This is a genomic window from Sphingobacterium prati (genome assembly GCF_013167215.1).
Classification (GTDB): Bacteria; Bacteroidota; Bacteroidia; order Sphingobacteriales; family Sphingobacteriaceae; genus Sphingobacterium; species Sphingobacterium prati.
The window spans coordinates 119,800-146,303 of sequence record NZ_JABJWY010000012.1; the positions used below are offsets into that span (position 1 = coordinate 119,800).

The window sequence follows — 26,504 nt, forward strand, 5'->3', positions numbered from 1 at the left end:
TTTACCCTCAAAGCGATAAAAGGTGAAATGAAGGTTGTTTGTCCTTCAGGAAAAAGATGCATTCAATAAAGCTTTCGTGGTTCCTTTGAATTAGCAACAGTCACGAATGTTCTTGATGGCCTTTGAAGACAGACAATTCAGAAAAAAATGTAGTATATTTGATTATAAATTTTTTGACAATGAAAGAAGTATCTGTACAGGAATTAAAGAATAAGATCGATAACAATGAAGATTTTCAATTGATTGATGTGCGTGAGTCATTTGAATATGAGGTTTCAAATTTGAACGGTTTGAATATTCCACTATCAGGGATCCTGATCGAGGCAGATAAAATCGCCAAAGACAAACCTGTTATCGTTCAATGTCGTTCTGGAAAACGTTCGGCGCAGGCAATTATGTTATTGGAACAACAAGGTTTCGACAATTTAGCAAATTTAAAAGGCGGCATCTTGGCCTGGAAAGAGGAAATCGATCCAGAGTTAGACGTTTATTAATATGAAAAACTTAGAGCATCAGACTAAACAGGCTTTCTTGTTTAGTCTTGCTTTTTATATTGTAGCCCTATTGACCCGGCTATTAAGCTTAGGTATTTTTCCCATATTAGGTAGTCTCTCTATTCTATTGTCCCTTTTGTGGGTGATATTGGTCTTGCGGGAAATTATGCTTTCCAGGACGATTTCCAATGGTAAGCGGATGTTGATGGCACTGGCTATCGTACTGCTTAATATTATCGGTGGAATTTTCTATTTCTTTGTGTGGCGACCGCGTGTATTAGGATTAACAGAAAAGTAATATGACAAAATATTTTATACTGAATATTGTATTGAACTTGGCCATTGTATTTTTGGCGTATTGTGGATTTGAAGGATATAAAGCCGGAAATATGCTGGTGACCGGATTGTCAATCGCATTTTTGGTGGTACTTATTTACCTTAAGGTTGTCTTAAGCAAACGCATAAAAGTGGTGATTCAGGAGAAAGATCGCGAGAAAAAGCAGCAATATGCCACCAAGCAGACGAAGGGAAAAAATAAATAGAAGCGAGTTTCTTACCTATAATATATAAAAAGAGCAGAAAATGACCATTTTCTGCTCTTTTTATATATTATTGCTCTCTACTCCTGTTATTATTTTACAAAAGGAGGTTTTGTTACTTTTGCTTTCACTTTTTGATTGCGGATATGGATAAAAATATCTGTACCGTCTTTTGCGAAGGCAGTATCTACGTAACCCAAACCAACCGATTTTTTCAATGTAGGAGATTGCGTTCCGGAAGTAACCCGACCGATCACATTACCTTCAACATCTACGATCTCGTAATCGTGACGAGGGATACCTCTGTCGATCATTTCAAAGCCGACCAGTTTCTTTTTAAGTCCAGCGTCTTTTTCAGCTTTCAGTGCAGCCGAGTTGACAAAGTCTTTCGTGAACTTAGTTACCCAACCTAACCCAGCCTCTAGAGGAGAAGTATTGTCGTCGATGTCATTTCCATAAAGGCAGAAACCCATTTCTAGACGTAAGGTATCGCGGGCACCCAATCCGATCGGTTTGATTCCGTAAGCTTTTCCGGCTTCAAAAATAGCATCCCAAACTTTTTGTGCATCTTCATTGGCCACGTAAATCTCGAACCCCCCAGCACCTGTATAGCCTGTAGCGGATACCAATACGTTATCTACTCCGGCAAAAGTACCTTTAGCAAAGGTATAGTATTCCATTGGCGCGAGCTCGATATCTGTCAGCGATTGTAATGCATCCGCTGCTTTAGGACCCTGAACGGCAAATAAAGAAGTCTGGTCAGAAATATTTTTCATTTCCACACCATCAGTATTGTATTTGGAAATCCAATTCCAGTCTTTCTCAATATTGGACGCATTGACAACCAAAAAATAGGTCTTATCGTCTATTCGGTATGTCAGAAAATCGTCTACTACACCGCCAGTTTCGTTTGGAATATAAGCATATTGAACTTTGCCGTCATATAATTTCGACACGTCGTTTGAAGAGATTTTTTGAAGAAGATCCAGGGCCTTTTCACCTTTGAGGATGAATTCACCCATGTGGCTTACATCAAAAACTCCTACACCTGTACGAACTGTTTCGTGCTCATCATTGATACCAGTATATTGTACCGGCATGTTGAAGCCTGCGAAGGGAACCATCTTTGCTCCTAAAGCAATGTGCGTCTCCGAAAGGGCAGTATTTTTTAACATAAAAATTAAGTTTTAATCAATTGCAAATTTAATAAAATATACGTGATTCCTAGCTTTGAATCTCTTTTAGAACAAACGATTTAATTCGTTACATTCAATGAATAAACAGTCAGTTCAGCGTTTTCTGTATCCGTATCTTCGCATAGCAGGAAAATTAAACCCTTATCGGTTTTCTCCTTGAAGGTGATGCCTTCGAATTTATGATTTCCGGGGATTTGGAATACTTCAGGCTCGGACGACAGATCAGCTGATATTTTCCCAAGTAATGAGCCTGCGATCTCGCCGTCAAGATAGGTCGATTTCGCATCCTCCGCGGTCGCGATGAAATAAATGTCTTCACCGACCAGTGTGGCATCCGAAAAACCAGTACTGATTCCCCTTATCGTCGGTAATTCAACTGGAATACACCGCGATTTATCTTCAGCTTTACCGTTGTATTCTAAAATTACATTGATTCCTTGCGGGCCATTGCCCCTATTAAACAACAATATCCGGTCACCAATATGAACCACCCCCTCAATGTTAAAGTCCTCTTTACTGATCTTAAATTTCTGCATTAAATGCGCGTAGATTTTGCTGTAGTCTTCCTTTACAACCTTGTTTCCATCCCAAATAAAACGATTGTTTCTTTTTTCAGTGGACCCCGAGCCATAGAGATAGTAGCGGTTGCCATCAAAAGTAATGGATTCAAGATCCATTTTATTCGCTTTGCTGATATTTTCCATGGGGTCAGCTTCCATTAAGGCTGTTTTGGATAGGTGTTGCTGAGTGAGGTTATAGCTATACAGATAATTGCTGTTGTCCGAGACAATATGAAGCTCATCATTATGATAGACAATACCAGATGCCGCTGTGATACCAGATATGCTGATAAATGCTTCGAGAATTAATTTTAACATAGTACGTGTATGTTTAGGATTCCAAGTACTTTCTGGAAATCGGATTGGATGGGAGCGGTTATATGAATGGTCTCACCCGACAAAGGATGTTTGAAGGTCACTTCCGAGGCATGCAATAGCATGGTATCCATCTGGTAGTTCTCTTTCCAGAATTTATTTTGTTTATTGCAGCCATGCGGACGATCGCCGATAATGGGGTAAAAGATATGCGCAAAATGACGCCGTAATTGATGCATGCGCCCTGTAAGTGGATTGGCTTCAATAAGACTGTACCTTGAAGTTGGAAATTTCCCGAAAGGAATATCGAGTTCACTCTTGGCTAATAATCGGAACGATGTCTGTGCATCTTGTAATGTGCCATTTTCCTTTTTCAAAGGATAGTCGATAATCCCTTCCTCAGGAGCAAACCCTCGGAGCATAGCAAGGTATTTTTTATCAATTTGATGTTCCTGAAAACTTTTTTGTAGGTATTGATCCGTTTCTTTGTTCAGCGAAAACAAAAGAACTCCGCCAGTTTTACGGTCCAGGCGATGAGCAGGGTATACGGTTTTGCCCAGCTGGTCACGTAGTAGTTGAAGAGCAAATTCGGACGTGTCACGCGCAATGGATGAACGATGTACCAAAAGACCATGCGGCTTATTGATCGCCACAATGGATTCATCTTCGTAAAGAATTTCTAAGGACATATTAGACTTTTTTCAGTGCTGCGATGATTTCATCTGCTTTTTCATCAATCTTGGGACTCAACCAAATCTGTTTAAACGCGCCACCGCCGATAATCTGTTCTGTGCCTTGCCATTTGATCTTAGTGAGAGAGAAAAGATAGTAATTTTCTACAACAATGGAATTCTTGACAAAATCGTCTACTAATTTGTTGCCGAAAAGTTGCATTCCCAATCCAAAAAAAGCCTGGTCTTTCGCATGAAGCTGACTCTTCAGTAATTGCTCAGCCTTTGCACGGACAATTTTTTCATGTTCCTCTTTGCTCGGGTTTGTCAGGATGGCCGCCAGCATGATGACAATCAGAAGCAGGGCAAATATTCTTTTTTTGCTCATTTTTTAATGCTAAAATTAGTGTTGAGAGATCGTGTCACAACTGGATCTACCGCTATCAAAATTATTAAATAGATATTAGATATGCACAATTGTTTTTATATCGAGGCTGTGCGGCGAAGGAAAACGGTGTGAAAAGAGCGGCTCTTAGAAAGAAATTCCATTTAACAGCGAAAATGCCCAGGAAAAGAACGTCCAGATCAGGTAACAAACGCCAGCTATTAAGATAAATAGGATCAATACTATTGTTAAGATAATACCGATGCCCGAACCTTTGTGCCGGCCCTCATAATAGTGCTCGCGCAGCAATTTGATATTCTTTTCATTGGCTTTGCTGTAAAAATCGAAAATATTCCCTAGAAAAGGGATGCTTCCTAAGATCGCATCAAGGCTGATATTAAGCAGCATACGGATCACTAATTTAGGACTTGCCCCATTCCGCCACATGGCGATGACCAGGACAAGTGATGTACCGAAACCGGCAATAGCTCCGCCTAAGGGAATCAGATTCAAAATTGGATCCAGTCCGAACCGGAAGTTGCCAATCTTGAACTGATTATCCATTAACCAAGATATTCGGTTGATCCAACCGAAATCTTGGTCGATTTGTTTCTTCTTATCTTCTGGAGATAATTCCCTCTGCATGATTATAATAGTTCGAAAGAAGCGCTGATTTCGCTCGTTACTTTCATTGGTCTGATATTTAAGTCAAGGCCATTTTCACCGGCAGCGTCTGCCGCTTCAGCCATGGCGCCTTTATACATTGCATTACGCATCATTGGTTGAACACCAAAGATAATCTGTTGCGGTGTTTCCGAAAGTACGATCGCTTTACCGATTTTTTGTCCGGCTGCTTCGGCAAGAATCTGCGCATTCGCCTTCGCATCCAATACAGCTTTCGTTTTTAAGGTCTTTTCAAGTTCTTTTTTCTTCGAGTAATCGTATTCACTGATGTAAGTGTTCTGAATGCCTGCTCTGTCAACACCATCCAACAATTGGTCTAAATTGTTTAGGTTAGTAACCTTAATGCGGTATTGTCTGGAAAGCAGAATATCGGTATCCTTTTTCTTTTTTTCCGGTGTATTGTAACTCCAGATATTCTGGATCGTAAAATCTTCTTTTTTAACACCGGCTTTTGTTGCAGAGTCGAAGAGATCTTTTTCTAACTTGTCTATGGCAACCTTTTTCTTGGTGTTTCCATTGTCATAAAATTCCTTCAGTGTAACATCTATATAGATGATGTCCGGGGTTACTTCTTCTTCTGCACGACCCACTGTGGATACAAATTCTTTATTTACCATTTGTTGAGCATTTAGTGTTGTCATCAAACCTAAAAAAGTCAGTCCTAATAATATTTTTTTCATGTTTTACTATCTTAAAGTTATTATAATAATACGATTGCTATTATCGCATTGCTACAAGATTGGAGCCAAAGTAGACAAAATAGTTTAACGGATAAAAAAAATAAAAACGTTAAGATTTTTGATTTTATTTCTATACCTTTAGGGAAATTAATAAAATAGTGCCATGCAAGAAGGTAAAGTAAAATTCTTTAATGAGACCAAAGGTTTCGGTTTCATCATCCCTAATTCAGGCGAGAGCGAGATTTTTGTTCACGTTTCTGGATTAATTGACAAAGTTCGTGAGAATGACAATGTATCTTACGAAGTTGAACAAGGCCGTAAAGGTCTTAATGCGGTAAATGTAAGAGTTATCTAATTAGATTCAAGATATATTTATTGTGAAAAGGCCCATGCGATAAGCATGGGCTTTTTTATTGAAATAAAAGTTTGGACTGATAATTGCGTAAATGTTCCAAATAGATAGTTTAACATGAAACGTACTTTAATAGTGATCCTTTCTGTGGTGATGGCAATTTCAATGTCCGCATGTTATTCCACCCATCATGGGCATAGACATGGGCGTGGACCAAAAGGTATGCCTCCAGGTCAGGCAAAAAAATATTATGGAGAACAATCGGCTAAAGATTTTGCTCCCGGACAACAGAAGAAAAGGAAACATAGACATTGATCTCGCTGACTTTTCACTTTCGAGGAAAATTTCGCAATCGAAAAAACAAAAAAAGAGCTTTCATAACAATGAAAGCTCTTTTTTTGTTCCGTTAGAACGACCTATGCAAATGGATCTTTATCTGCAGGTGGTGTTGAAGGTGAAGGAGGCGTTTGTGAATTTCCAAACGGATCATTGTTCCCCGTATTTTGTGCAGGCTGTGAACTTCCAAAGGAGTTATTCGGTTGTGAAGAACCAAATGGATCTTGTGGCTGATTGAATGGATGGTTTGTTCCATTTTCCTCTGCCTTTGGATCCGGACCATATTGATTAGGCCCCTTGTCGCCTTCAATGACCATCAGATAAATCAAGTATAAGTTGACTAATGGAATAAGACCCAATAATAAAAACCAGCCTGATTTATTCGTGTCGTGTAATCTTCGTACAGCAACAGCAATGCCCGGAATAAGCAACGCTAAACTTATAAGGTATGAAATGTAAGAAAATACACTTGCAATTTGACCGAGAATTCCGAATACTACGCCGATAATAACATTTGCCAGAAAGAACATCCAGTATTCTTTACGACGAGCACGCCCATTAAAGTTTGCATAGTTATCTCTTACAACTTTTAAAAACCAATCTTTAATTTCCATATAATTTTAAGATTTTTAGGTGAAAAATATGTGTTAGTAAATCAATTGTTAACACAATTCTGTTACAATAAATGTACCAAGAATTTATCCGATGGAACAATTAATATGGGAATGCTAATGCAAACAATTTAATCCTGGTGTAAAAAGAGATCTGAGCTTAGTTGTTCATTTACAGGTTGTTGACGGTATACCTATTCTTACTCCGAAGTGACACATTTATATTTTGCCGGTACGGAACTTAAAATGGCGGCAATGCGATACTACCGAAAGATTTCCTCTAATATATACAACGATTTTATTTCCCTAAAATTTGTGCGGTGAAGGCGGTAGAAATCGAGTAGTTTTTCCAATAAAAATTGTCTGTCTATACTTGACATTCTGATCCGGTCACAATTTGAATATTCAGCTTCGGTTAGGCTCCGAAAAATTGACGTGTGGGGTTCCTGAAGGACGAATGGATGTTCCGGAAGTAGATTTGAAAACGTTGCTTCATGTAGGTTAAAATACGGAAGAGCTCGTTTGGAAACCGTTGGGTAAAACCCTAGAAAGCGCGTCAGTTTGATTAGAAATACCAGATGAAAATTAGCGAGATTTAAATGAGTTTCATCTAACCATCGGATAGACTGATGGATAAATTCAAATAAATAAGGATCACTTTCCTGTTCTTTCAATATTTTGTACAGGATTTCATTTAAGAAGAGGGCAAGCGAGCTTTTTATAATATCGTAAGGTATTTCCTGTAATACCGGCGTTTGTCGGGCTTCGGAAATACGTTGTAATGATCCGTTATCCTTATGAGTTGCAATAATTTCAAGTAGATGCAACGGTTGTAAGATATTGGCTTTGATTTTAGCCTTTGGCTTACGTGCGCCGGCAATGAGGTACGATTGCATACCAAAGGATTCGGTATATATCTGTGCAACGAGGCTACTTTCCGAATAATTCGTTGTTTTTAAGACGATACCTCTAGTTTTGTTCAGCATCCCCTTCCTTTTCTTTTTTATGAATTTCCTCCTTATGGGCCTCTTCGCGCATTTCAATAATTGCATTGCGGTCCACTTTTCGAATCATTCGATAAATTAATGTGAGGAAACCAATACTGAATGTAATAACCCCGATGATCATCGCCAATTTGTACCAATTGGATCGTTGTTCCATGAGGTAATAACCCAGGACGACGAATAACACACCGATGATTATTTCTCTTAGGCCCTTGCGAAGATATTTATTCATAAATGTGAATTGTTGAAAACTATTTTTGTTTACAGAGCAAATATAATACAATAAAATGCTTTATTTTTGCTCATACCCTTTCTGTGCAGAACTATTTTTAAAAATAATTCCTATAATGTTGTTGCTTATCTAAAAAAAAATATAGATATTTGCAAACTCTTTGCAGAGAGTGCAAAGGATTAACATATTGTAATAAAGACAACAAAAAAGATAATATCATGTCAAGAATTTGTGATTTAACAGGCAAAGCGGCGTTAACAGGAAATAACGTTTCTCACTCAAACGTTAAAACTAAACGTAAATTCTATCCAAATTTACAAACTAAACGTTTTTACATTCCAGAAGAAGATCGTTGGATTACGTTGAAAGTATCTACTTCTGCTATCAAAACTATCAACAAGAACGGTATTACAGCTGCGATCAATAAATTTATCGTTAAAGGATCAATTTAATATTGATTTATCGCCTGTTACATTAAGATTATTCATGAATTTCAATCCTATATTTAGGATTCAAAATAAAGTAAAACAATGGCTAAAAAAGGAAATAGAGTACAAGTTATCTTAGAATGTACTGAACACAAAGAAAGTGGTCTTCCGGGAATGTCTCGTTACATCACTACTAAAAACAAAAAGAACACAACTGAGCGTTTAGAGCTGAAAAAATTCAATCCAGTATTGAGAAAAGTTACTGTTCATAAAGAAATTAAGTAATTCACCCATCTTAGCACTTGCAATAGAGGGCTGAGTAAAAATATTTAAATACCATGGCAAAGAAAGCAGTTGCATCGTTACAAAAAGGTGGCGGTAAAGAATTTACAAAGGTTATTGTTACTACTAAATCTGCAAAAACTGGCGCGTATACTTTCAAAGAAGGTATGGTTCACAACGATAAAGTGAAAGACGTTCTTGCAGAAGCTCAAAAAAATAACTAGTAGCATTTTCCTTTTTTAAAGTTTTTCTTTAAAAAGAATTCGATAAAAATAGCCGTTTTGGTATCCTACCGAAAGGGCTTTTTTTGTTGAGGACATTTGTTTATATTTGGACATCAATTTTCACTAAACACTCCATGGGATTATTTGATTTTTTTAAGAAAAAGCCGCAAACACAAGAAGAAGAGCAAGCCTTAGACAAGGGTTTGGAAAAAACCAAAGAAGGATTTCTTTCCAAGATAACGAAAGCTGTGGTTGGTAAATCTACCGTAGATGACGATGTGCTTGATAATCTGGAAGAGGTTTTGGTTACGTCTGATGTGGGGGTTACGACGACTTTAAAAATCATAGACCGTATACAGGCTCGTGTTGCCAGAGATAAATATGTCTCCACTTCAGAGCTGAACACTTTACTGAAAGAAGAGATTCAGACCTTACTGGCCGAAAATAATAGCTCGGATTTTGAAAACTTCAATTACGGGGATCATAAACCTTATGTGATTATGGTCGTCGGGGTGAATGGTGTGGGTAAGACCACCACAATAGGCAAACTTGCCCATCAGCTTAAACAAGCGGGAAGTAAAGTCGTGTTAGGTGCAGCAGACACATTTCGCGCTGCGGCTGTAGATCAGCTTAAACTATGGGGCGAGCGTGTTGGGGTACGTGTTGTGGCGCAAGCTATGGGTTCAGATCCTGCTTCGGTTGCTTATGATACAGTGAAATCTGCTGTAGCAAATGGGGAAGATGTCTGTATTATTGATACCGCAGGCCGTCTGCATAATAAGGTTGGTCTAATGAATGAATTGACCAAGATTAAAAACGTCATGCAAAAAGTCGTTCCCGGCGCTCCGCATGAAATTTTATTGGTCTTAGATGCTTCTACAGGTCAAAATGCCATAGAACAATGTACGCAATTTACCCAGGCGACTGATGTAAACGCATTGGCACTGACGAAATTGGATGGAACAGCCAAAGGCGGTGTTGTTATAGGGATATCCGATCAGTTCAAAATCCCAGTGAAATACATCGGTGTAGGCGAAAAAATAGGCGATCTCCAATTATTTAATAAAAAGGAATTTGTAGACTCCCTTTTCAAATAGAAAATTAAAATTATTGTCAGAAATAAGGTTGTCATTCTTTGCTATGCATGATGATTAATCAGATTGAGGAAATAGATGGACATGTTTAAGACCTTGTTTCCTTAGTCAGGAGTTCCTTTTTGTTTCTTGACAAACCCTTCTAATCATATGAAGACAAAATATACGAAACCTGTCCCATTGATCAATAAACCACGTGTCAACGTCGTTACTTTGGGCTGTTCGAAAAATATTCACGATAGTGAGGTGCTGATGGGCCAGTTGAAAGGTAATCAAATGGAAGTAGTTCATGAAGCCTCCAATATCCAGGCGAATGATATTGTTGTCATCAATACCTGTGGCTTTATTGACAATGCTAAGCAGGAATCTATTGATACAATTTTACAATATTCAGAATTAAAGGACCAAGGCAAGATCAATAAAGTAATTGTTACAGGATGCCTTTCTGAACGTTATAAACCCGAACTACAAGCTGAAATTCCTAGTGTGGACGCTTATTTTGGGACAAATGATTTGCCAGACTTACTATCCTCTATCGGAGCTGACTATCGCCATGAATTGCTCGGTGAGCGTTTATTGACTACGCCATCACACTTTTCGTATTTTAAGATCGCGGAAGGTTGTAACCGCCCATGTTCATTCTGTGCAATACCATTAATGCGTGGTAAGCATGTTTCCAAATCAATTGATGACTTGGTTAAGGAAGCGAAATTTTTGGCATCAAACGGAACCAAAGAATTAATTTTAATAGCGCAAGATTTAACCTATTATGGATTGGATATCTATGGGAAACGTAATCTTTCAGACCTGATGCGTCATTTATCAGATGTAGACGGTATTGAGTGGATTCGTTTACAATATGCTTACCCTTCTGGTTTTCCAATGGATATTTTGGATGCAATGAACGAGCGTTCTAACATCTGTAATTACCTGGATATGCCGTTACAGCATATTTCCGATCCGATGTTGAAGTCAATGCGTAGAGGGACAACGAAACAGAAGCAGATTGATCTTGTCAATGCGATTCGCGACAAGGTGCCTGATATTGCGTTGCGTACAACTCTTATCTGTGGATATCCGGATGAGACTGAACAAGACTTTCAGGAAATGTTGGAATGGGTGGAGGAAACTCGTTTTGACCGTTTGGGCTGTTTTACCTATTCCCATGAGGAAAAGACGCATGCCCATACCTTGGAGGATAATGTTCCACAAGAAATAAAAGAAGAACGAGTTGAGGCTATTATGGAGGTTCAACAAGGCATTTCTTATGAGATTAATCAATCGAAAGTCGGTAATACCTATAAAGTGCTGGTTGATCGTGTGGATGGAGATTATTTTATTGGACGGACAGAATATGATTCTCCGGAAGTGGACAATGAGGTATTGATTTCGGCAGCTGATTCTTATGCGCGGATCGGCGATTTTGTTCAGATAAAAATAGATCGTGCGGAGGATTTCGATCTCTATGGCGAAATTGTCAAAAAATAAGACGCAATTTGAACGATAAATGTCCTTAAGGATATAAGGAAGAGCCTCCCGAAATACAAGGGAGGCTCTTTTTTTGAATAGCTTGTTTTTTATTGACTCGTAATTTTCCATTGGGGCATCAATGAGTTCGCTAGGCTCGGTTATTGGTCAGGGGAAACCTTCAGTAGATTTATGTCGCTGTTAGTGCCTGTGAAAGTATGAGGGTTCTATTTGGACATTTGTCAATAGAATGATATAATTTAAAAGTGGGATGAGCTTTTTATTAAAAATCATTATTTTGTCTGCCCAAACTAAATACATTTGTATATAGTACAATAAGCATATATGAAAGCAACTTATATTGAATACAGTGAGACAAATAGTTTTTCCAAAACATTGCTGGCCTATCTTGCTCATGACGAGATGCTGAAACCATTTGTTGGTCATTGGCCCACGTTTGACGGATTTGCGAAGCAATTGCAGGAAAAGAAATCTTTTGATCACCGTGCTCTCCTGGTGGAGCGCCTTAAAGCTCAATATGCTGCATTGCTGAACAATTCCCCGATTGTAGCTGAAAATATAGATTTGTTGTTACAGGAGAATACGTATACGATTACTACGGGTCATCAGCTGAATATCTTTACAGGACCCTTGTACTTTATATTTAAGATCATGACCGCAATACGTCTGTCAGAGGACCTGCGCGCCAAACATCCGGACAAAAACTTTATCCCGGTATATTGGATGGCTACTGAAGACCATGATTTTGAAGAAATTAATCATACAAAAGTCTACGGAAAGAAAATTGCCTGGGAAATACCTGCGGTATCGGCTACAGGACGGATGGATACTAGTTCAATTGTCGATGCAGTAAAGCAATACACCAACATCCTCGGTCTTTCTGACAATTCTGCTAAACTCACGGGTATTGTGGAGCAAGCATACCTGAAGCACTCGAGGTTGGCTGACGCAACACGTTATATGGTAAACGAACTTTTTAAAGCCTATGGTCTTTTGATTATTGATGCAGATGATAAAGCACTGAAGGAGTTATTTAAACCGATTATCAAAACGGATATTTTATCCGGAAATAGCTTTAAAGCCATCACGGACAGGTCAAAAGAACTGGAATCAAAGGGTTTTTCTACACAGGTGCATGCGCGGGAAATCAACTTCTTCTATCTAACCGACGAGTTTAGAGAACGTTTAGTCTTAAATGCTGACGGTCGATATGAGGTTTTGCATCAAAATATATATTTCACCAGGGAAGAGCTGGAACGGGAAATTGATATTCATCCAGAACGTTTTAGTCCTAATGTGGTGATGCGCCCAATGTATCAGGAAATTATCCTGCCCAATTTGGCTTATATCGGTGGTGGCGCAGAGATGGTTTATTGGATGCAATTGAAATCTAATTTTGACCAGTACCAAGTAGATTTTCCGATCTTAATTCCAAGGAACTCGGCCATGATTACCGAGGATAATGTAGCGGCAAAGCTTTTTCGAGTAGATCTGACTTTTAAAAGCATCTTTCGTCCGGCAGAGGTTTTAAAGAAGGAATATGTGCGTCGTCATACTAAGGAAAGATTGAATCTCAATGATGAATGGATGGAACTGAATGCGATCTTTGGAAAGATAAGATTGCGTACACACAAAATCGATCCGAGTCTAGGGCCCAGCACCGAGGCGATAAAAGCTCGCTTGAAAAAGGCGATGAACAATCTGGAAAAAAAGTTGATGAAAGCAGAAAAACGAAACCATCAGCATGCATTGGCAGATATAGACAATGTAAAAGAAAAGCTCTTTCCGGGAGGGGGACTACAGGAGCGATCGGAAAACTTTGCCTTGCTGTATGTAAAATATGGTGACAACCTCTTTAGAGATCTTTATAAATACTTTAATCCCCTGGATTTTAAATTTACAATCTTATATTAAAGTCAGTATTTTACTGACTTTTTTATGATTAATCCGCTCTTGTATTTGCTTTTTGCTTCGTTGTTTTTCCTTAAAGTATTTGCGATGTTTTGTTTATAATTTCATAATATCTCGTTTAGCTTCTGTTAATAATACCGAAGTAGTTTTGTTGCCATATCACAACCAACAACTTAATGAAAGAAATATTACTTACGACTTGTGCCATTGCGATAGGAACAGGTTTGTATGCACAAACAACCCAAGCAGGATTTTCCGGAAAAATTACGGATGAGAATAACAAAGGGGTTCATGGAGCTTCAGTAGAGGTTCGTAACGAATCGACAGGTTTTACCACCAAAACATCTACCAATGCCAATGGCGATTTCAATTTCAAGGAGCTTCCATTAGGAGGACCGTACACCATTAAAGTTACTTATATCGGCTATGGAGAACAGGTTCGTTCGGGCTTTATGTTAAACCAGGGTGATATGATCCGGTTAAATATTCCGATTCAGAATGCTTCAAATGTACTGGAAACGGTCGAGTTAACTGGTGTAAGCACCCTGAAGAATAAAATAGAGAACTTAGGTGCAGCAACCGCGGTAACAGCCCGGGATATTGCGAAACTACCCGTCAATGGCCGTAATTTTACTTCTTTAATGGATCTATCCCCCTTGAGCAAGGGTGATAATATCGGTGGTCAGCTCGGTTCTTCTACCAATTTTACTATTGATGGTATGAACGCAAAAAATCCGACTTCTGCGGGTTCGACAACAAGCCGGAGTGGCGCTCCTTTTTCGATCTCTATTGAAGCAGTCCGGGAGTTTAAAGTCGTGACCAACCAATATGATGTAACCTATGGCAGAGCAGGGGGCGGAACAGTCAGTGCGGTGACGAAACAAGGTACAAATAAAACTCAGGGTAGTGCCTGGTTATATTCCCGAGCAGATTGGTTGTCCAGCCCATACGATATTCGGGGAAACAAACGAAGCAACGATTTTTCCACTTATCAATATGGCTTTACCTTGGGTGGTCCCATTATAAAAGACAAACTTCATTATTTTGTTGCTTGGGATCATCAGCAAGACTCCCGCCCCTTGATTATTGCTGATATCAACTCTGAAGCCGATGAAAAAAGATTTAATGTTACAAACGCAACATTGGATGAATTTGTCAATATCGGGCGGAAAAAGTACGGACTGGGGAACGAACGCCAATATGGTGCTTTTGACAAGAAAAGAGGTTCCGATGCGATTTTTGGACGTGTTGACTGGCAAATCAATGATAAAAACTTATTGACAATCCGTAATAACTTTACAAGTGACAACAATAAGCTGGGGCTACAAGACAACAAGCCAATTACTTTATATGAATCTTACGGGAATGATAAGAATATTGACAATAGCCTATTGGCAACTTTGCGTACCACCATTTCCCCTAGGGTAACCAATGAGTTAAAAGTACAACACCTCTATACCTATCAGAAAAGTAGTCCGGGGGACCTTTTACCCGGTCAGAATATTCCACGTGCAATTGTAGAAGATGCAGTCTCCAAAGTTGCCGGTGAAGATAAAAAGACCACATTGCAATTGGGCGGACATCGTTTTGCGCAGGAATCTTTTAAAAATAATGTATTTCAGCTTGTCGATAATATCTATTACAGCACCGATAATATCAATTACACCTTTGGTGTGGATCTGATGTATACCCATGCAAATTCCATTTACGGAAGTGAGGTCAATGGTCGCTTCCACTTTAGGCCAAGTGATGGAAAAACGGCTATGCAGAACTTTGACGACATGAAGCCATACGCTTACTATCGTGAAGTTCCTTTGATGAGTGATCCGGCAGTGGTCGGTAAGATATTCAACGCCGGTGTGTATGGACAATTGCAAACCAAGCTAGCGCAGGGATTGGATCTGGTCGCCGGTTTACGATTGGATTACGGACATTATCCTACCTCTCCTCTGAATGAAGAATTGTTAAAAGAAGTCGGTGTCCGTACAGATCATAAACTCAAGTCTTTTGTGGTGCAACCGCGTTTCCAAATGACCTGGGATGTGAACGAAGAAAGAAAGGATTTCTTTCGAGTGGGTGGAGGTATATTTGCTTCGGATATCAATAATTATATGACGATCAATAACCTTACTTTTGATGGGAAGCATTTTGCTACTGTTGATGTTCGCGGTGCGGATGTACCTACACCAAATTTTGTCGACTACAGAAAGGATCCATCATCCACACCTTCTTTAGCCCAGTTTCAGATTCCGACCATCAATACTTACGGTCCCGATGCCAAAATCCCGGTCGTGTATAAGGCTAATTTATCTTATACGCACTTTTTCACAGAAAAGTTGAAGGCAAGCCTTTCCGGATATATGAATTTGGGACGCAATAATTACATGTATGTCGATCGTAATATGGTGAAAGACCCTTTCTTTAGACTCGCAAATGAAGATAATAGAGGCGTATTCGTTCCTACGGCATCCATCGTCGATGGAGCACCGGATTGGAAAAAAGGACGGATTTCAGATAAATTTGGCCGAGTTTTGGAATTGAACTCTGAGGGCAAAGTCAACCAATTTGCCGTCGTGTTTGATGCAAGTTATCAGTATTACAAGGATGGAACGATCTCGGTTAGTTATACTTGGAACGATGCGAAAGACAATACTTCCTTCAACGGGAATGTGGCCAATACGGCTACCTTATCCTTAGCTGTAAAAGATGATCCTCGCGATTTGAGCAAAATGAGCTATTCGAACAATCAATTCCGTAATAAGATTGTTATTTATGGAACTTTGCCAACATTTTATGGGGTTAGTGTCGGCGTTCGCTACTCAGGTATCGGAGGTACACGGTATAGTTTACTCGCTGGCGGTAACATTAATGGAGACTTTGTCGCCGGAGACAATGATCTGGCCTTTATCTTTGACCCGAATAATCCGAATACTTCAAAACAGCTGGTCACTGGATTGAATAATCTGTTGAGTAACCCAGAAGCGAGCCAGAGTCTTAAAGATTATATCAGGAAATATCAGGGTAAAATAGCAGAACGTAATGGTGGGGTGAATGGTTTTTATGGTTTGATTGACCTACGAATTGCTAAAAAATTCAATTTATATAAGAACCATGCTCTTGAAATATCAGGGGACCTTTTCAACGTTGCCAACTTGTTTAAGAAAACTTGGGGTATAAATGAGTCTCTAGGCAATCAAAATCTATATGCTTTAGGCGGGAAAGATGCTGCCGGGGAAAAGCTGATCCCTTTTGATGTTGCGAAGCAGCAGTTTAATTACAATGTAAACAATTCAGGTATCGTTACCCCCTCCGGCAATCCATACCAATTCCAGCTGGGACTACGTTATTCTTTTTAAACGTTTTAGAAAGCAGGACATGGCTATTTAATCAGATAGCCATGTCCTTTTAAAATTGAATCAAAAAATAACAATTAAGGGGCAAATGTCTGATGTTGTATCAGGTTCAGATATAAGAAAGGTCAATAAATTAGTTAACTAAAAGAGATTCACTAGCTGTATTGACCTGATGGAATTTGCGTTTCAAAAAGTGATGAATGCCCTAAGCATTCATCACTTTTTCTTTTGGAAGGAATACTTCCGCCATCATATGACGTACGCTACCTCCGCCACAGGTTTCGATAACATGTAAATCCTGATGGATGATTTTGCCATGTTTTTCCAATTGTGCTGTTTGGTAAAGCGTTAATGACGATAATGCTTTATCGCTTAATACTATAAAACGGTTTCCATATTTATTTCTTACCTGAAGACAGTTTGCCGCAAAATTTTCCAGTTGGTTTTCGTTGATCTCGATGATTTCTTTTCCGGTTTCTTTTAATTTCTTTAACAACTCTTCCCGTTCGGATTGATTATCAATCGCAGCCGGACATAAGATTGCAAAATCTTCTCCCACGGCCAATACCACATTGGTATGATAGATAGGTCTGCGTTTGCCATTGACTGTCTGAAATGCATGAAAGACGATCGGGGTGTAATTTTCCGTTCTGCAGTATTCGTCCAACATGCTGCGGTCCGCGCGTTCCGAAAGTGCACAATAAGCAATACGGTGTGTACGATCCAGTACAAGGGCCCCTGTCCCTTCTAAATATTGTCTGTTATTTTCGGCCTCGCTTAAGTCTTTAATCAACTTTACATAGTAACCGTTTTGTTTTAATGGTCCCTCAAAGTCCAATAAATGCTCTTTTCGACGGTTGGGTGCGAACATCGGATAAAAGATAATTTTTCCGTCCTGGTGGAAAGAGACAATATTGTTCGGAAATATACTGTCTGGACTTTCTGATTTTTCATCATCTTGAATGACCGTCACTAGAATGCCGTGTGATTTCAATTCATTGACAAGGGCATCAAATTCACTTTGTGCCTCCCTATTTACATCTTCACCGCTTAAGTTTTCAATGTCCTTTTGGAAAAAATTATTGACTGCGGTCTGCTCATTTTTGCGGAAGACAGAGGGTCTTACTAGGAGTACACTGTCTGTTACCTGTTTTCTCATGATTTATAATCGTTACTTCGCTGGTTTATATTTGTTAAAAAGAATGATATTCTTGTTTGTATGAGTCCCATTGCAGTAAAAGCCCGATTTCTCTTTTCGATTTTTCAGCAATGCTGCAAATCCCCTTGAATGATTGCCCAGTGTCAGAAATCACTTTACAATTGGTACTTATACTAATGTATTGAAAAATCAGCGCCATTGCAAAAAGAATATCTTCAAAAAGAAAAAATGGCGGTTGAAAAATAACAGCATAATCTTTCGTTTTTTATTATTCTGTTAAGTTATCTTTGATTTGGTTGGTATATTTTCAACACGAACTTTGGTTGTTTGTTTTTATTTGAATTTTATCCTATATAAGACAATCGATTGCACATCTGCTCGTTGTTAAAACTGACTTTTTATACACTTTTTTGCTTCGTTTTCAGTCATTTATTTTGCTATCTTTGCTCATCCAAAAAACGACTGTTTATAAGAGAGTTAATTACCTAATTAGTATGTCAATAACTGTCTATAAGCGTTAACTTTTTGCACACATGAGCAATATACACTTCCAAGAAAAATTCGAAAGTCGCCACAATGGCCCAAGTCCAGTTGAAGCGAATGAAATGTTGGCCAAATTGGGCGTAACGTCAATTGACCAGCTAATCGACCAAACGGTCCCTTCTCAAATCCGTGCTCCAAAACCTTTAAATCTTCCAAAAGCATTGTCTGAGGTTGCCTATTTAAAGCGGATAGCGGAAATCGCAGAGAAAAATAAAGTTTTTAAATCTTTTATTGGTCAAGGATACTATGACGTGATCCTTCCGGGTGTAATTCAACGTAATGTGTTTGAAAATCCGGGATGGTATACGCAATATACTCCTTACCAGGCGGAAATTGCACAAGGTCGTTTACAGGCACTCTTAAACTTCCAGACAGTTATTTCTGATTTTACGGGATTGGAAATTGCAAACGCTTCATTATTGGATGAAGCTACGGCTGCAGCTGAAGCTATGTTTATGCTTTACTCAGCGCGTAAAAATAAAGAAGCAAATGTATTCTTGGTTTCTGAAAATGCGTATCCACAGACGATAGATGTATTGAAAACGCGTGCCTTATCTTTCGGTATCGAGCTGAAAATCACAGCTATTCAAGAATCGGAATTGACAGACGACGTTTTTGCTGCATTCGTACAATATCCAGCAGCAGACGGTTCAATCGTTGATTACAAATCATTTGCTGACGTTGCACACGGTAAAAATATTACAGTATGTGCGGCCGCGGATCTAATGAGTTTAGCCTTGTTGACTCCTCCAGGAGAATGGGGGGCAGATGTTGTTGTCGGCAACTCACAGCGTTTTGGTGTACCAATGGGATTCGGTGGTCCTCATGCGGCATTCTTCGCTACTCGTGATAGCTTCAAACGTAATATTCCTGGACGTATCATTGGTGTAACTTCTGATTCGAATGGAAAGTACGCGCTACGTATGGCTTTACAAACTCGTGAGCAACATATCCGTCGTGACAAAGCGTCTTCTAATATCTGTACGGCGCAAGCTTTATTGGCTATTATGGCCTCTTTTTACGCAGTTTACCATGGCCCCGAAGGAATTAAAAATATTGCTTCCCGTATCAATGCTTTAGCAAATTTATTGGATCAAGCGTTACAATCATTGGGTTATACCCAATTGAATAAAGCTTATTTTGATACCCTACGTGTAGATTTAGGTGCACATGCGGGCGCATTAAAATCTGAAGCGCTGAACAATGAATTGAACTTCTACTACAAAGGTTCACAAGTTTCTGTCGCTATCGATGAAACAACAACATATGAGGATATTAAAACAATCGTAAAAGTGTTTGCAAAAATTCAGGGCAAAACATTGAACGATGTAGATTTTGATACCTTAGAAGAAAACTTAGATTCTTCGATCCCTGCTGAATTAGTTCGTACCTCAGCGTATTTAACTCATCCAAACTTTAATAGCTACCATTCTGAACACGAAATGTTACGCTATATTAAGTCATTGGAAGCAAAAGATTTATCGCTTTGCCATTCGATGATCCCATTGGGTTCCTGTACAATGAAATTAAATGCCACAGCTGAAATGACCCCTGTTACCTGGGCGCGATTTGGAGGATTACATCCATTTGCTCCAGCAGACCAAACTTCAGGTTATATGCAGATGATCGGTGAATTGAACGATTGGTTGTCTGAGATCACAGGTTTTGCTAAGATGAGCTTCCAACCTAATTCAGGGGCGCAAGGTGAATATGCGGGTTTAATGGTTATCCGTGCTTACCATGAGAGCCGTGGCGATCATGGACGTAACATCTGTCTGATTCCAGCTTCTGCACATGGTACTAACCCTGCATCGGCTTCAATGGCTGGTTTGAAAGTGGTAGTAGTAAAATGTGACGAACTTGGAAACATTGATATCCCAGATTTAAGAGCAAAAGCAGAAGAGCATGCTGCTCACCTGAACTCTTTAATGGTGACTTATCCATCTACACATGGTGTGTTTGAGGAATCTATCATTGAAGTTTGTGAAATCATCCATGCTAATGGCGGTCAGGTATATATGGACGGAGCAAATATGAACGCACAGGTAGGTTTGACTAGTCCGGGCCATATTGGTGCTGACGTTTGTCACCTGAACTTGCATAAAACATTCTGTATTCCTCACGGTGGTGGTGGTCCCGGTATGGGGCCGATCGGTGTTGCTAAACACTTAGTACCTTTCTTGCCTAATCACCAAGTTGTTTCTACTTCAGGAGAAGAAGGAATCACAGCTGTTTCTGCTGCGCCATTTGGTTCAGCATCAATTTTGATTATCTCTCACGCCTATATTTCCATGATGGGCGGTGAAGGCTTGACCAACGCGACACGGACGGCAATATTAAACGCAAACTATATTAAGGCACGTTTGGAAAATGCCTATCCAGTACTTTATTCTGGTAGCAATGGCCGTTGTGCACATGAGATGATCCTTGATTGCCGTGGTTTCAAAAATGTAGGTATCGAAGTCGCTGATATTGCAAAACGTTTGATGGACTATGGTTTCCATGCACCAACAGTTTCTTTCCCTGTCGCAGGTACATTGATGGTTGAACCGACGGAGTCTGAATCAAAAGCTGAATTGGATCGTTTCTGTGATGCATTAGTTGCTATTCGTCAGGAAATTGCTGCAGTTGAGGCTGGAGAAGCTGATCAGGCAAATAACGTATTAAAGCATGCTCCGCATACAGCGGCAGTGGTTACCGCAGATGAGTGGGATAGACCTTACAGTCGCCAAACGGCCGCTTATCCTTTGGAATATGTGAGAGAGCGTAAGTTCTGGCCTTCAGTAGGTCGTGTAAACGATTCTCAGGGAGACCGTACATTGATTTGCTCATGTCCTTCGATCGAGGAATATGCTGAGGCGTAACAGTCTTAAAAAAATATAATAATAAAGCTCCCGCTAACGGAGGCTTTTATGGGTATATGAAATGTATTGCTTTAAAATAAAGCATAAATAAATTCTATAGATTGCAGAAAGTCCGGACATCCCGTCCGGACTTTTTTAATGATCAGATTATGTTCGAAACAAACCGGCCATGAATAAGGAATGATTTCGTGAAAAGCGCTACAGGACCGGAATGTTATTGTATCAATTTAAGCTACAATAGTCCTGATATAGTATTTTGGAAGTATATTTGTGCTGAAACATTTCGATATGAAGATAACATCAATATTTAATTTTTTTATTGTTGCGGCATTAATTACATCTTGCGCCGGCAATAAATATGCTAAGACTGAAAAAATATATAAGAAACAAGCGAAAGAGTTTTCTAATTTATATCGTCAATCTCCTGTAACTGGGCAGTTGGAGAAGGTAAATATAAAAGATCAGCAGTGGATCGCCTCCACCAATTTTGGGATACGGAAGCCTAATTTTGTGGTCATTCATCATACAGCTCAGGATTCTCTGGGACAGACCATTCGTACCTTTCATTCCGCAAAAGCAGGTGTAAGTTCACATTATGTTGTAGGTCGGGATGGTAAAGTTGTCCAAATGGTAAATGACCTATACCGTGCACATCATGCCGGCCTGGGAAAATGGGGAAATGATACTGACTTGAATTCTTCGTCTATAGGTATAGAATTAGATAATAATGGTACCACAGACCCCTGGACTGATGTACAGATCAACGCTTTGGTTCAGCTGCTAAGCTATTTAAGGAATACTTATAAGATCCCACAGGCAAATTTTATTGGTCATATGGATCTTGCCCCTACACGTAAGAATGACCCGTCTCGATTCCCTTGGAAAAAATTGGCAGATCAGGGATTTGGCTATTGGTATGAAGAATTTTTAGAGATACCGCCGGTTGATTTTAATCCCAAGATGGCTCTGCGTATTATTGGCTATGATGTCAGTAATCTGGATGCAGCGATAAAAGCCTTCAAAATCCATTATATTCAACAAGATGTAAATACTGCATTTTTGGGTGAAAATGACCTAAAAATCATGTATTCCATTTACAAAAAGTACTTATAGTGTTTTTCTAGACAACATAGAACGAAAGGAGCAATTTGTGACAGAATTGCTCTTTTTTATGTACTAGATAAGCAGATTGGAGGGCTTTTGTTATTGTGCTATCGATTGTGTGTGACCATTATATTATGACCATTTGAATCTTTTCCTCTGCATTATTTTTTGACAGCCTATTTCTCCATTCGACCAATGACGGTATCATTAGCATCGACTAGTATAACATTTTGTTGCTTTGCTTCGTGAGTACTGGAAATAAAGGTAGTCCAATTTAACTAAATTGGACTACCTAATAAATTAAATTTTAACGAAGTTTATATTATACGGTTTTTACAAATTTCTCGTCGTAATTTTCAATATCTATAATATATCCGTTTTTGATTAGGAATTCGAAGAGAGGTTGTGCCTCTTCCGAAACCGGCATATTCTGTGTGGTAATGATTTTATTTTCCTTTTTCAATAGATAGGGATAAGCATAAAGCTTTACATTCTTGTTGAACATACCGGATATGTACGATAATAGTTCATTGGTATAGAGTTCTTTATTGTAGTTGTCTGAATTGAAGATGTTCTTTAAGTTATAAACGTTTGTCGCAATTCCGATATTCTTAGGTTTAAAGTTGCTTATAAACTCGGCGAGATGATTATTTCTACGGAAGTTGCTGACGATAATATTATTGCCTGTGGCACATAGCTCATCTGCTCTTGATGCGAATTCTTGTAGATCTTCATCTGTAATTTCATGGGTATCCTCTAGCACATTCCCCATCAAGACCTCGATCAAAACAATGGTGTCTTGATCAGTGGCGCCTGTATTTTTTTTAAACTGCTCAACGGCAAGGTTAAATAAATCAAAGTTAGGAAGTGATTTTTGACGGTATTTCGTGCGAAGTAAGATAATATTCTTTTTATATAAATAATCCTTGATCTGTACCGCTTTACCGTCCGGCTGGAAAATAGCCGCTTTTGCGAACCCTTTGGCAATAAGATATAAGTTGATCAGGCGTTGATTGACATTTTCGAACAAAGGACCGTTTAATTTAACCAGATCAATTTCGACAGATCCTATCGACAAATTATCAACCAAGGACTCAATCATTGTCTGTACATTTTCTGCGTAGTAATATGCGGCAAACAGCAGGTTTACACCAATAATACCCAATACTTTCTGTTGCAGTTGGTTGTCACTGTCCAGGAGTCTGACATGGACGATAATGTCATTTGTAGGGCCACCGACCTCGTGTTGAAACCGAAGACCGATCCAGCCGTGAGGCTCATTGGTTTTGGTAAAATTCAGTGTGGTCACCGTGTCTGCAAAGGCAAAGAATTTTTTGTTGCAATACTTGTCGCCATGTAACCGATGTGTCAGCAAGTTAAATTCATGGGAGAGCATCTTCTGTAAACGGGTTCTGCTGACGTACCTGCCGTCTTCTTCTTCACCGTATATGGCGTCACTGAATGCCATATCATAAGCTGACATCGTTTTCGCAATTGTGCCTGATGCAGCTCCTGCATTGAAAAAGTTACGTGCGACTTCCTGTCCAGCACCGATCTCGGCGAAGGTTCCATAAATCTCTGGGTTTAGATTTATTTTAAGGGCCTTTCGCTTAGTTTCAAAAATTTCTCTTGCCATGGCACAAAGGTACAAAAATCAAAAGTCTAGTGAAAATTAAAGTATGAAAGGAAAAAACAGAATAAAATTAGGCTTGTTTTAAAACAAGCCTAATTTATTAAAAGCATAGAATAAAGCACTGCTATGTAGGGCCTGGCTAAATTTGTTTTCCAACAGCATGGTTTTTGCTTCCCTGAGCGGTATAAGGAAAACGTCAATCTCTTCGTGTTCATCCAGTTCCTGTTCCTGAACTTTCTGTCCTCCCGTCATAAGATAGGTATACGTAACATTACCACTTGTTGCGGGATTGGCATACAGCGTGGCGATCTCTTCGATTTTTTCAAACTGATACCCTGTTTCTTCCAGCATTTCCCGTATAGCGGCATCTTTGGGATCTTCTTCCGGCTCCGTTGTTCCGGCCGGGATTTCCAAAGAAATGATTCCGGCTCCATGACGGTATTGCTTGATCACCAATAATTCGTTTTGCGCTGTGATTCCCACCATATTGACCCAATCCGGATATTCCAGTACGTAATAATGGTCGTTGATACGTCCATCAGGCAGCTCGCATGTATCCCGGCGTAATGTCGCCCAAGGCTCCTTGCAGATATATTCAGATGATAATAGTTTCCACTTTTCCATTTAACCAACAATATCTTTCATCATACGGTCTACTTTTTCTGCTAATAGGTGTTGAAGACTTGGATAGTCTTCTTTTGCCTGGAGTATTCCTTTAACGGAGCAATAAAACTTGATTTTGGGTTCCGTACCGGATGGTCTCGCCGAAATCACGTCTCCATCTGCGGTAATGAATTGCAATACGTCCGACTTTGGAAGAGCAATCTCGTTTGTATTACCTGTTTTCATGTCAGTCGTTTGGGAAAGTTGGTAGTCTCGAATTTCTTTAACTTCGATTCCCCCAAGTGTCGTGGGTAGATTTTGGCGCAGTCCAGCCATCATGGCCTGTATTTCCTCGGCTCCGGCTTTTCCTTTTTTCGTTAAGGAAATCAATTTTTCCTGATAGCAGCCAAATTCTTGATAAATATCCAATAATACGTCATAGACCGTCTTACCTTTTGACTTAAAATATGCAGTCATTTCTGCCAGGAAAGCACAGGAATTAGGCGCATCCTTATCTCTGACCAGGTCACCGACCAGGTAGCCGTAGCTTTCCTCTCCGCCGGCAAGATAGTGTGCTGAATCACCTAATTTTGTGATCAGCTCGCCGATATATTTAAAGCCTGTGAGGGTTTCGTAGTGCGCTACATGGTAATGATCGGCAATATCTGCCTGAAGGTTGCTGGTTACAATCGTTTTAACGATGTATGGGTGGTGCCCCAACTGTTTTAGATCACTCTTTGCACTTAAGACATAGTAAATTAGTAAACTGCCGATCTGATTACCATTGAGTAACTGAAATTGTCCCTGGCTGTTTTTAACAGCTATTCCGACACGGTCTGCATCTGGATCGGTTGCTAAAACCAAATCTGCGTCAATCTCTTCACCTTTTTTCTTTGCTAAGGCCATCGCGTCCTCCTCCTCCGGATTCGGATAGATTACCGTTGGAAAATTTCCATCCGGTGTGGCCTGCTCGGTGACTACTGTAACGTTTTCAAAACCCCATGATGCCAGCATTTTTGGTACGATTGTAATTCCAGTGCCGTGGATCGGAGAATAGACTATTTTTAAATCCTTTTGTGCCCGAACAGCTTCAGGATGTATACTCAATGCTTTATTGGCATCAATATAAATCTGGTCAATCTCTTCACTGACAGGAATAATATTTTGGCTATTTCCTTCAAACTGGATATCTTTTACAGAGGTGATTGCATTGACCTCATCGATGACATTTTTATCATGGGGCGCAGTCAATTGCGAGCCATCATTCCAATAAGCTTTATAACCATTGTATTCCTTGGGATTGTGCGAAGCCGTTAACATGACACCGCTCTGGCATCCAAAATGACGGATGGCAAAAGACAGCATTGGTGTAGGACGCAATTCATTGAAGAGATAGACCCTGATACCATTGGCAGCAAATACCTGGGCCACAAGCTGACCAAAAGATTGGGAGTTGTTACGGCTATCGTAAGCTACGGCTACCTTGATCTCCTGATCAGGAAACTGCTTTTTGAGATAGTTCGATAAGCCCTGTGTCGCTTTTCCAATCGTATATTTATTCATGCGATTGGAACCTACACCCATAATCCCTCTTAAGCCGCCCGTGCCAAACTCAAGATCCCTGTAGAATGAATCGATCAGCTCCGTCTCAGCCTGATCATCTATTAACTTCTGAACTGCACCTCTTGTTTCCTCATCATAATTTGAGGTCAACCATTCGTCGATTTTCTTTTGTATGTCTTTGTCTAAATTTCCCATT

Annotated in this window: 27 protein-coding genes; 14 read left to right on the plus strand and 13 right to left on the minus strand. The window is 39.5% G+C overall.

Annotation, left to right across the window (positions count from 1 at the left end; translation table 11 throughout):
* Window positions 1–179 precede the first annotated feature (179 nt).
* From HPC41_RS03310 to HPC41_RS03320, 3 genes are read left to right on the plus strand one after another with little or no spacing between them, the layout of a single operon-like run.
* On the plus strand, window positions 180–494 hold the full coding sequence (locus HPC41_RS03310) for a rhodanese-like domain-containing protein (RefSeq protein WP_070562591.1): 315 nt from the start codon (window positions 180–182) through the stop codon (window positions 492–494).
* Between the two features lies 1 nt (window position 495).
* The gene (locus HPC41_RS03315; protein ID WP_172392560.1) at window positions 496–792 is read left to right on the plus strand and encodes a PLDc N-terminal domain-containing protein; all 297 of its coding nucleotides are present in this window, start codon (window positions 496–498) and stop codon (window positions 790–792) included.
* Window position 793: 1 nt separating this feature from the next.
* Window positions 794–1,036, plus strand: coding sequence for a DUF6358 family protein (locus tag HPC41_RS03320; RefSeq protein WP_172392561.1), 243 nt, complete (start codon window positions 794–796; stop codon window positions 1,034–1,036).
* A gap of 89 nt (window positions 1,037–1,125) precedes the next feature.
* On the opposite strand, the gene gcvT is transcribed toward HPC41_RS03320, so the two are convergent.
* The 6 genes from gcvT to HPC41_RS03350 all read right to left on the minus strand — a co-directional run bounded on the left by gcvT (window position 1,126) and on the right by HPC41_RS03350 (window position 5,524).
* Window positions 1,126–2,208 (minus strand): glycine cleavage system aminomethyltransferase GcvT, encoded by a 1,083-nt coding sequence (gene gcvT / locus HPC41_RS03325; protein WP_172392562.1) that lies wholly within the window; start codon window positions 2,206–2,208, stop codon window positions 1,126–1,128.
* Window positions 2,209–2,288: 80 nt separating this feature from the next.
* Window positions 2,289–3,107, minus strand: a complete 819-nt coding sequence (locus HPC41_RS03330) for a DUF6929 family protein (protein ID WP_172392563.1) — start codon at window positions 3,105–3,107, stop codon at window positions 2,289–2,291.
* Complete coding sequence (locus HPC41_RS03335; protein WP_172392564.1) at window positions 3,101–3,793, minus strand: pseudouridine synthase; 693 nt, start codon at window positions 3,791–3,793, stop codon at window positions 3,101–3,103. The genes HPC41_RS03330 and HPC41_RS03335 overlap by 7 nt, the downstream gene beginning before the upstream one ends.
* A gap of 1 nt (window position 3,794) precedes the next feature.
* The gene (locus tag HPC41_RS03340) at window positions 3,795–4,163 is read right to left on the minus strand and encodes a DUF4359 domain-containing protein (protein ID WP_172392565.1); all 369 of its coding nucleotides are present in this window, start codon (window positions 4,161–4,163) and stop codon (window positions 3,795–3,797) included.
* A 144-nt stretch (window positions 4,164–4,307) separates the two neighbouring features.
* Window positions 4,308–4,805: a DUF4112 domain-containing protein gene (locus tag HPC41_RS03345; protein ID WP_172392566.1), complete on the minus strand. Its 498-nt coding sequence runs from the start codon at window positions 4,803–4,805 to the stop codon at window positions 4,308–4,310.
* Between the two features lie 2 nt (window positions 4,806–4,807).
* Window positions 4,808–5,524, minus strand: a complete 717-nt coding sequence (locus HPC41_RS03350; protein ID WP_172392567.1) for an SIMPL domain-containing protein — start codon at window positions 5,522–5,524, stop codon at window positions 4,808–4,810.
* A gap of 163 nt (window positions 5,525–5,687) precedes the next feature.
* Between HPC41_RS03350 and HPC41_RS03355 the strand changes: the two genes are divergently transcribed.
* Both HPC41_RS03355 and HPC41_RS03360 read left to right on the plus strand, forming a co-directional pair.
* Window positions 5,688–5,879 carry a cold-shock protein gene (locus HPC41_RS03355; protein WP_104384719.1) on the plus strand — a complete coding sequence of 64 codons (192 nt, stop codon included), beginning with the start codon at window positions 5,688–5,690 and terminating at the stop codon, window positions 5,877–5,879.
* Between the two features lie 114 nt (window positions 5,880–5,993).
* The gene (locus tag HPC41_RS03360) at window positions 5,994–6,191 is read left to right on the plus strand and encodes a quinol oxidase subunit 4 (RefSeq protein WP_172392568.1); all 198 of its coding nucleotides are present in this window, start codon (window positions 5,994–5,996) and stop codon (window positions 6,189–6,191) included.
* A 101-nt stretch (window positions 6,192–6,292) separates the two neighbouring features.
* Here HPC41_RS03360 and HPC41_RS03365 read toward each other — a convergent pair whose 3' ends face one another.
* From HPC41_RS03365 to HPC41_RS03375, 3 genes are all read right to left on the minus strand, one after another.
* Window positions 6,293–6,826, minus strand: coding sequence for a DUF805 domain-containing protein (locus HPC41_RS03365; RefSeq protein WP_172392569.1), 534 nt, complete (start codon window positions 6,824–6,826; stop codon window positions 6,293–6,295).
* Window positions 6,827–7,086: 260 nt separating this feature from the next.
* Complete coding sequence (recO, locus tag HPC41_RS03370) at window positions 7,087–7,809, minus strand: DNA repair protein RecO (protein ID WP_172392570.1); 723 nt, start codon at window positions 7,807–7,809, stop codon at window positions 7,087–7,089.
* A complete protein-coding gene (locus HPC41_RS03375) occupies window positions 7,793–8,059 on the minus strand; it encodes a signal peptidase (RefSeq protein ID WP_172392571.1) in 267 nt (88 codons plus the stop codon). Before HPC41_RS03375 ends, recO begins: the two co-directional genes overlap by 17 nt.
* Window positions 8,060–8,277: 218 nt before the next feature.
* On the opposite strand from HPC41_RS03375, the gene rpmB reads away from it, so the two are divergent.
* The 7 genes from rpmB to HPC41_RS03410 all read left to right on the plus strand — a co-directional run bounded on the left by rpmB (window position 8,278) and on the right by HPC41_RS03410 (window position 16,842).
* Window positions 8,278–8,511 carry a 50S ribosomal protein L28 gene (rpmB, locus tag HPC41_RS03380; RefSeq protein WP_046672597.1) on the plus strand — a complete coding sequence of 78 codons (234 nt, stop codon included), beginning with the start codon at window positions 8,278–8,280 and terminating at the stop codon, window positions 8,509–8,511.
* Between the two features lie 78 nt (window positions 8,512–8,589).
* Window positions 8,590–8,772, plus strand: a complete 183-nt coding sequence (gene rpmG / locus HPC41_RS03385; protein WP_002998409.1) for a 50S ribosomal protein L33 — start codon at window positions 8,590–8,592, stop codon at window positions 8,770–8,772.
* Between the two features lie 53 nt (window positions 8,773–8,825).
* The gene (locus tag HPC41_RS03390; protein ID WP_104384714.1) at window positions 8,826–8,993 is read left to right on the plus strand and encodes a DUF4295 domain-containing protein; all 168 of its coding nucleotides are present in this window, start codon (window positions 8,826–8,828) and stop codon (window positions 8,991–8,993) included.
* Window positions 8,994–9,127: 134 nt separating this feature from the next.
* On the plus strand, window positions 9,128–10,090 hold the full coding sequence (ftsY, locus tag HPC41_RS03395) for a signal recognition particle-docking protein FtsY (RefSeq protein ID WP_172392572.1): 963 nt from the start codon (window positions 9,128–9,130) through the stop codon (window positions 10,088–10,090).
* 147 nt (window positions 10,091–10,237) lie between these two features.
* Window positions 10,238–11,575, plus strand: a complete 1,338-nt coding sequence (gene rimO / locus HPC41_RS03400) for a 30S ribosomal protein S12 methylthiotransferase RimO (protein WP_172392573.1) — start codon at window positions 10,238–10,240, stop codon at window positions 11,573–11,575.
* Window positions 11,576–11,899: 324 nt separating this feature from the next.
* The gene (gene bshC / locus HPC41_RS03405; protein WP_172392574.1) at window positions 11,900–13,489 is read left to right on the plus strand and encodes a bacillithiol biosynthesis cysteine-adding enzyme BshC; all 1,590 of its coding nucleotides are present in this window, start codon (window positions 11,900–11,902) and stop codon (window positions 13,487–13,489) included.
* A gap of 173 nt (window positions 13,490–13,662) precedes the next feature.
* Window positions 13,663–16,842, plus strand: coding sequence for a TonB-dependent receptor (locus tag HPC41_RS03410; protein WP_172392575.1), 3,180 nt, complete (start codon window positions 13,663–13,665; stop codon window positions 16,840–16,842).
* Window positions 16,843–17,044: 202 nt separating this feature from the next.
* Here HPC41_RS03410 and ctlX read toward each other — a convergent pair whose 3' ends face one another.
* Complete coding sequence (ctlX, locus tag HPC41_RS03415) at window positions 17,045–17,998, minus strand: citrulline utilization hydrolase CtlX (protein ID WP_172392576.1); 954 nt, start codon at window positions 17,996–17,998, stop codon at window positions 17,045–17,047.
* Window positions 17,999–18,531: 533 nt separating this feature from the next.
* Between ctlX and gcvP the strand changes: the two genes are divergently transcribed.
* Together gcvP and HPC41_RS03425 are read left to right on the plus strand one after the other, a co-directional pair.
* The gene (gcvP, locus tag HPC41_RS03420) at window positions 18,532–21,405 is read left to right on the plus strand and encodes an aminomethyl-transferring glycine dehydrogenase (protein ID WP_172392577.1); all 2,874 of its coding nucleotides are present in this window, start codon (window positions 18,532–18,534) and stop codon (window positions 21,403–21,405) included.
* A gap of 288 nt (window positions 21,406–21,693) precedes the next feature.
* Complete coding sequence (locus tag HPC41_RS03425; RefSeq protein WP_172392578.1) at window positions 21,694–22,518, plus strand: N-acetylmuramoyl-L-alanine amidase; 825 nt, start codon at window positions 21,694–21,696, stop codon at window positions 22,516–22,518.
* Window positions 22,519–22,831: 313 nt separating this feature from the next.
* Here the strand turns inward: HPC41_RS03425 and HPC41_RS03430 are convergent, their stop codons facing one another.
* The 3 genes from HPC41_RS03430 to HPC41_RS03440 form a co-directional block, all read right to left on the minus strand.
* Window positions 22,832–24,145, minus strand: a complete 1,314-nt coding sequence (locus HPC41_RS03430) for a nicotinamide mononucleotide adenylyltransferase (RefSeq protein WP_172392579.1) — start codon at window positions 24,143–24,145, stop codon at window positions 22,832–22,834.
* Between the two features lie 78 nt (window positions 24,146–24,223).
* A complete protein-coding gene (locus HPC41_RS03435) occupies window positions 24,224–24,766 on the minus strand; it encodes an NUDIX hydrolase (RefSeq protein WP_172392580.1) in 543 nt (180 codons plus the stop codon).
* A complete protein-coding gene (locus HPC41_RS03440; protein ID WP_172392581.1) occupies window positions 24,767–26,503 on the minus strand; it encodes a phospho-sugar mutase in 1,737 nt (578 codons plus the stop codon).
* Window position 26,504: the final 1 nt, after the last annotated feature.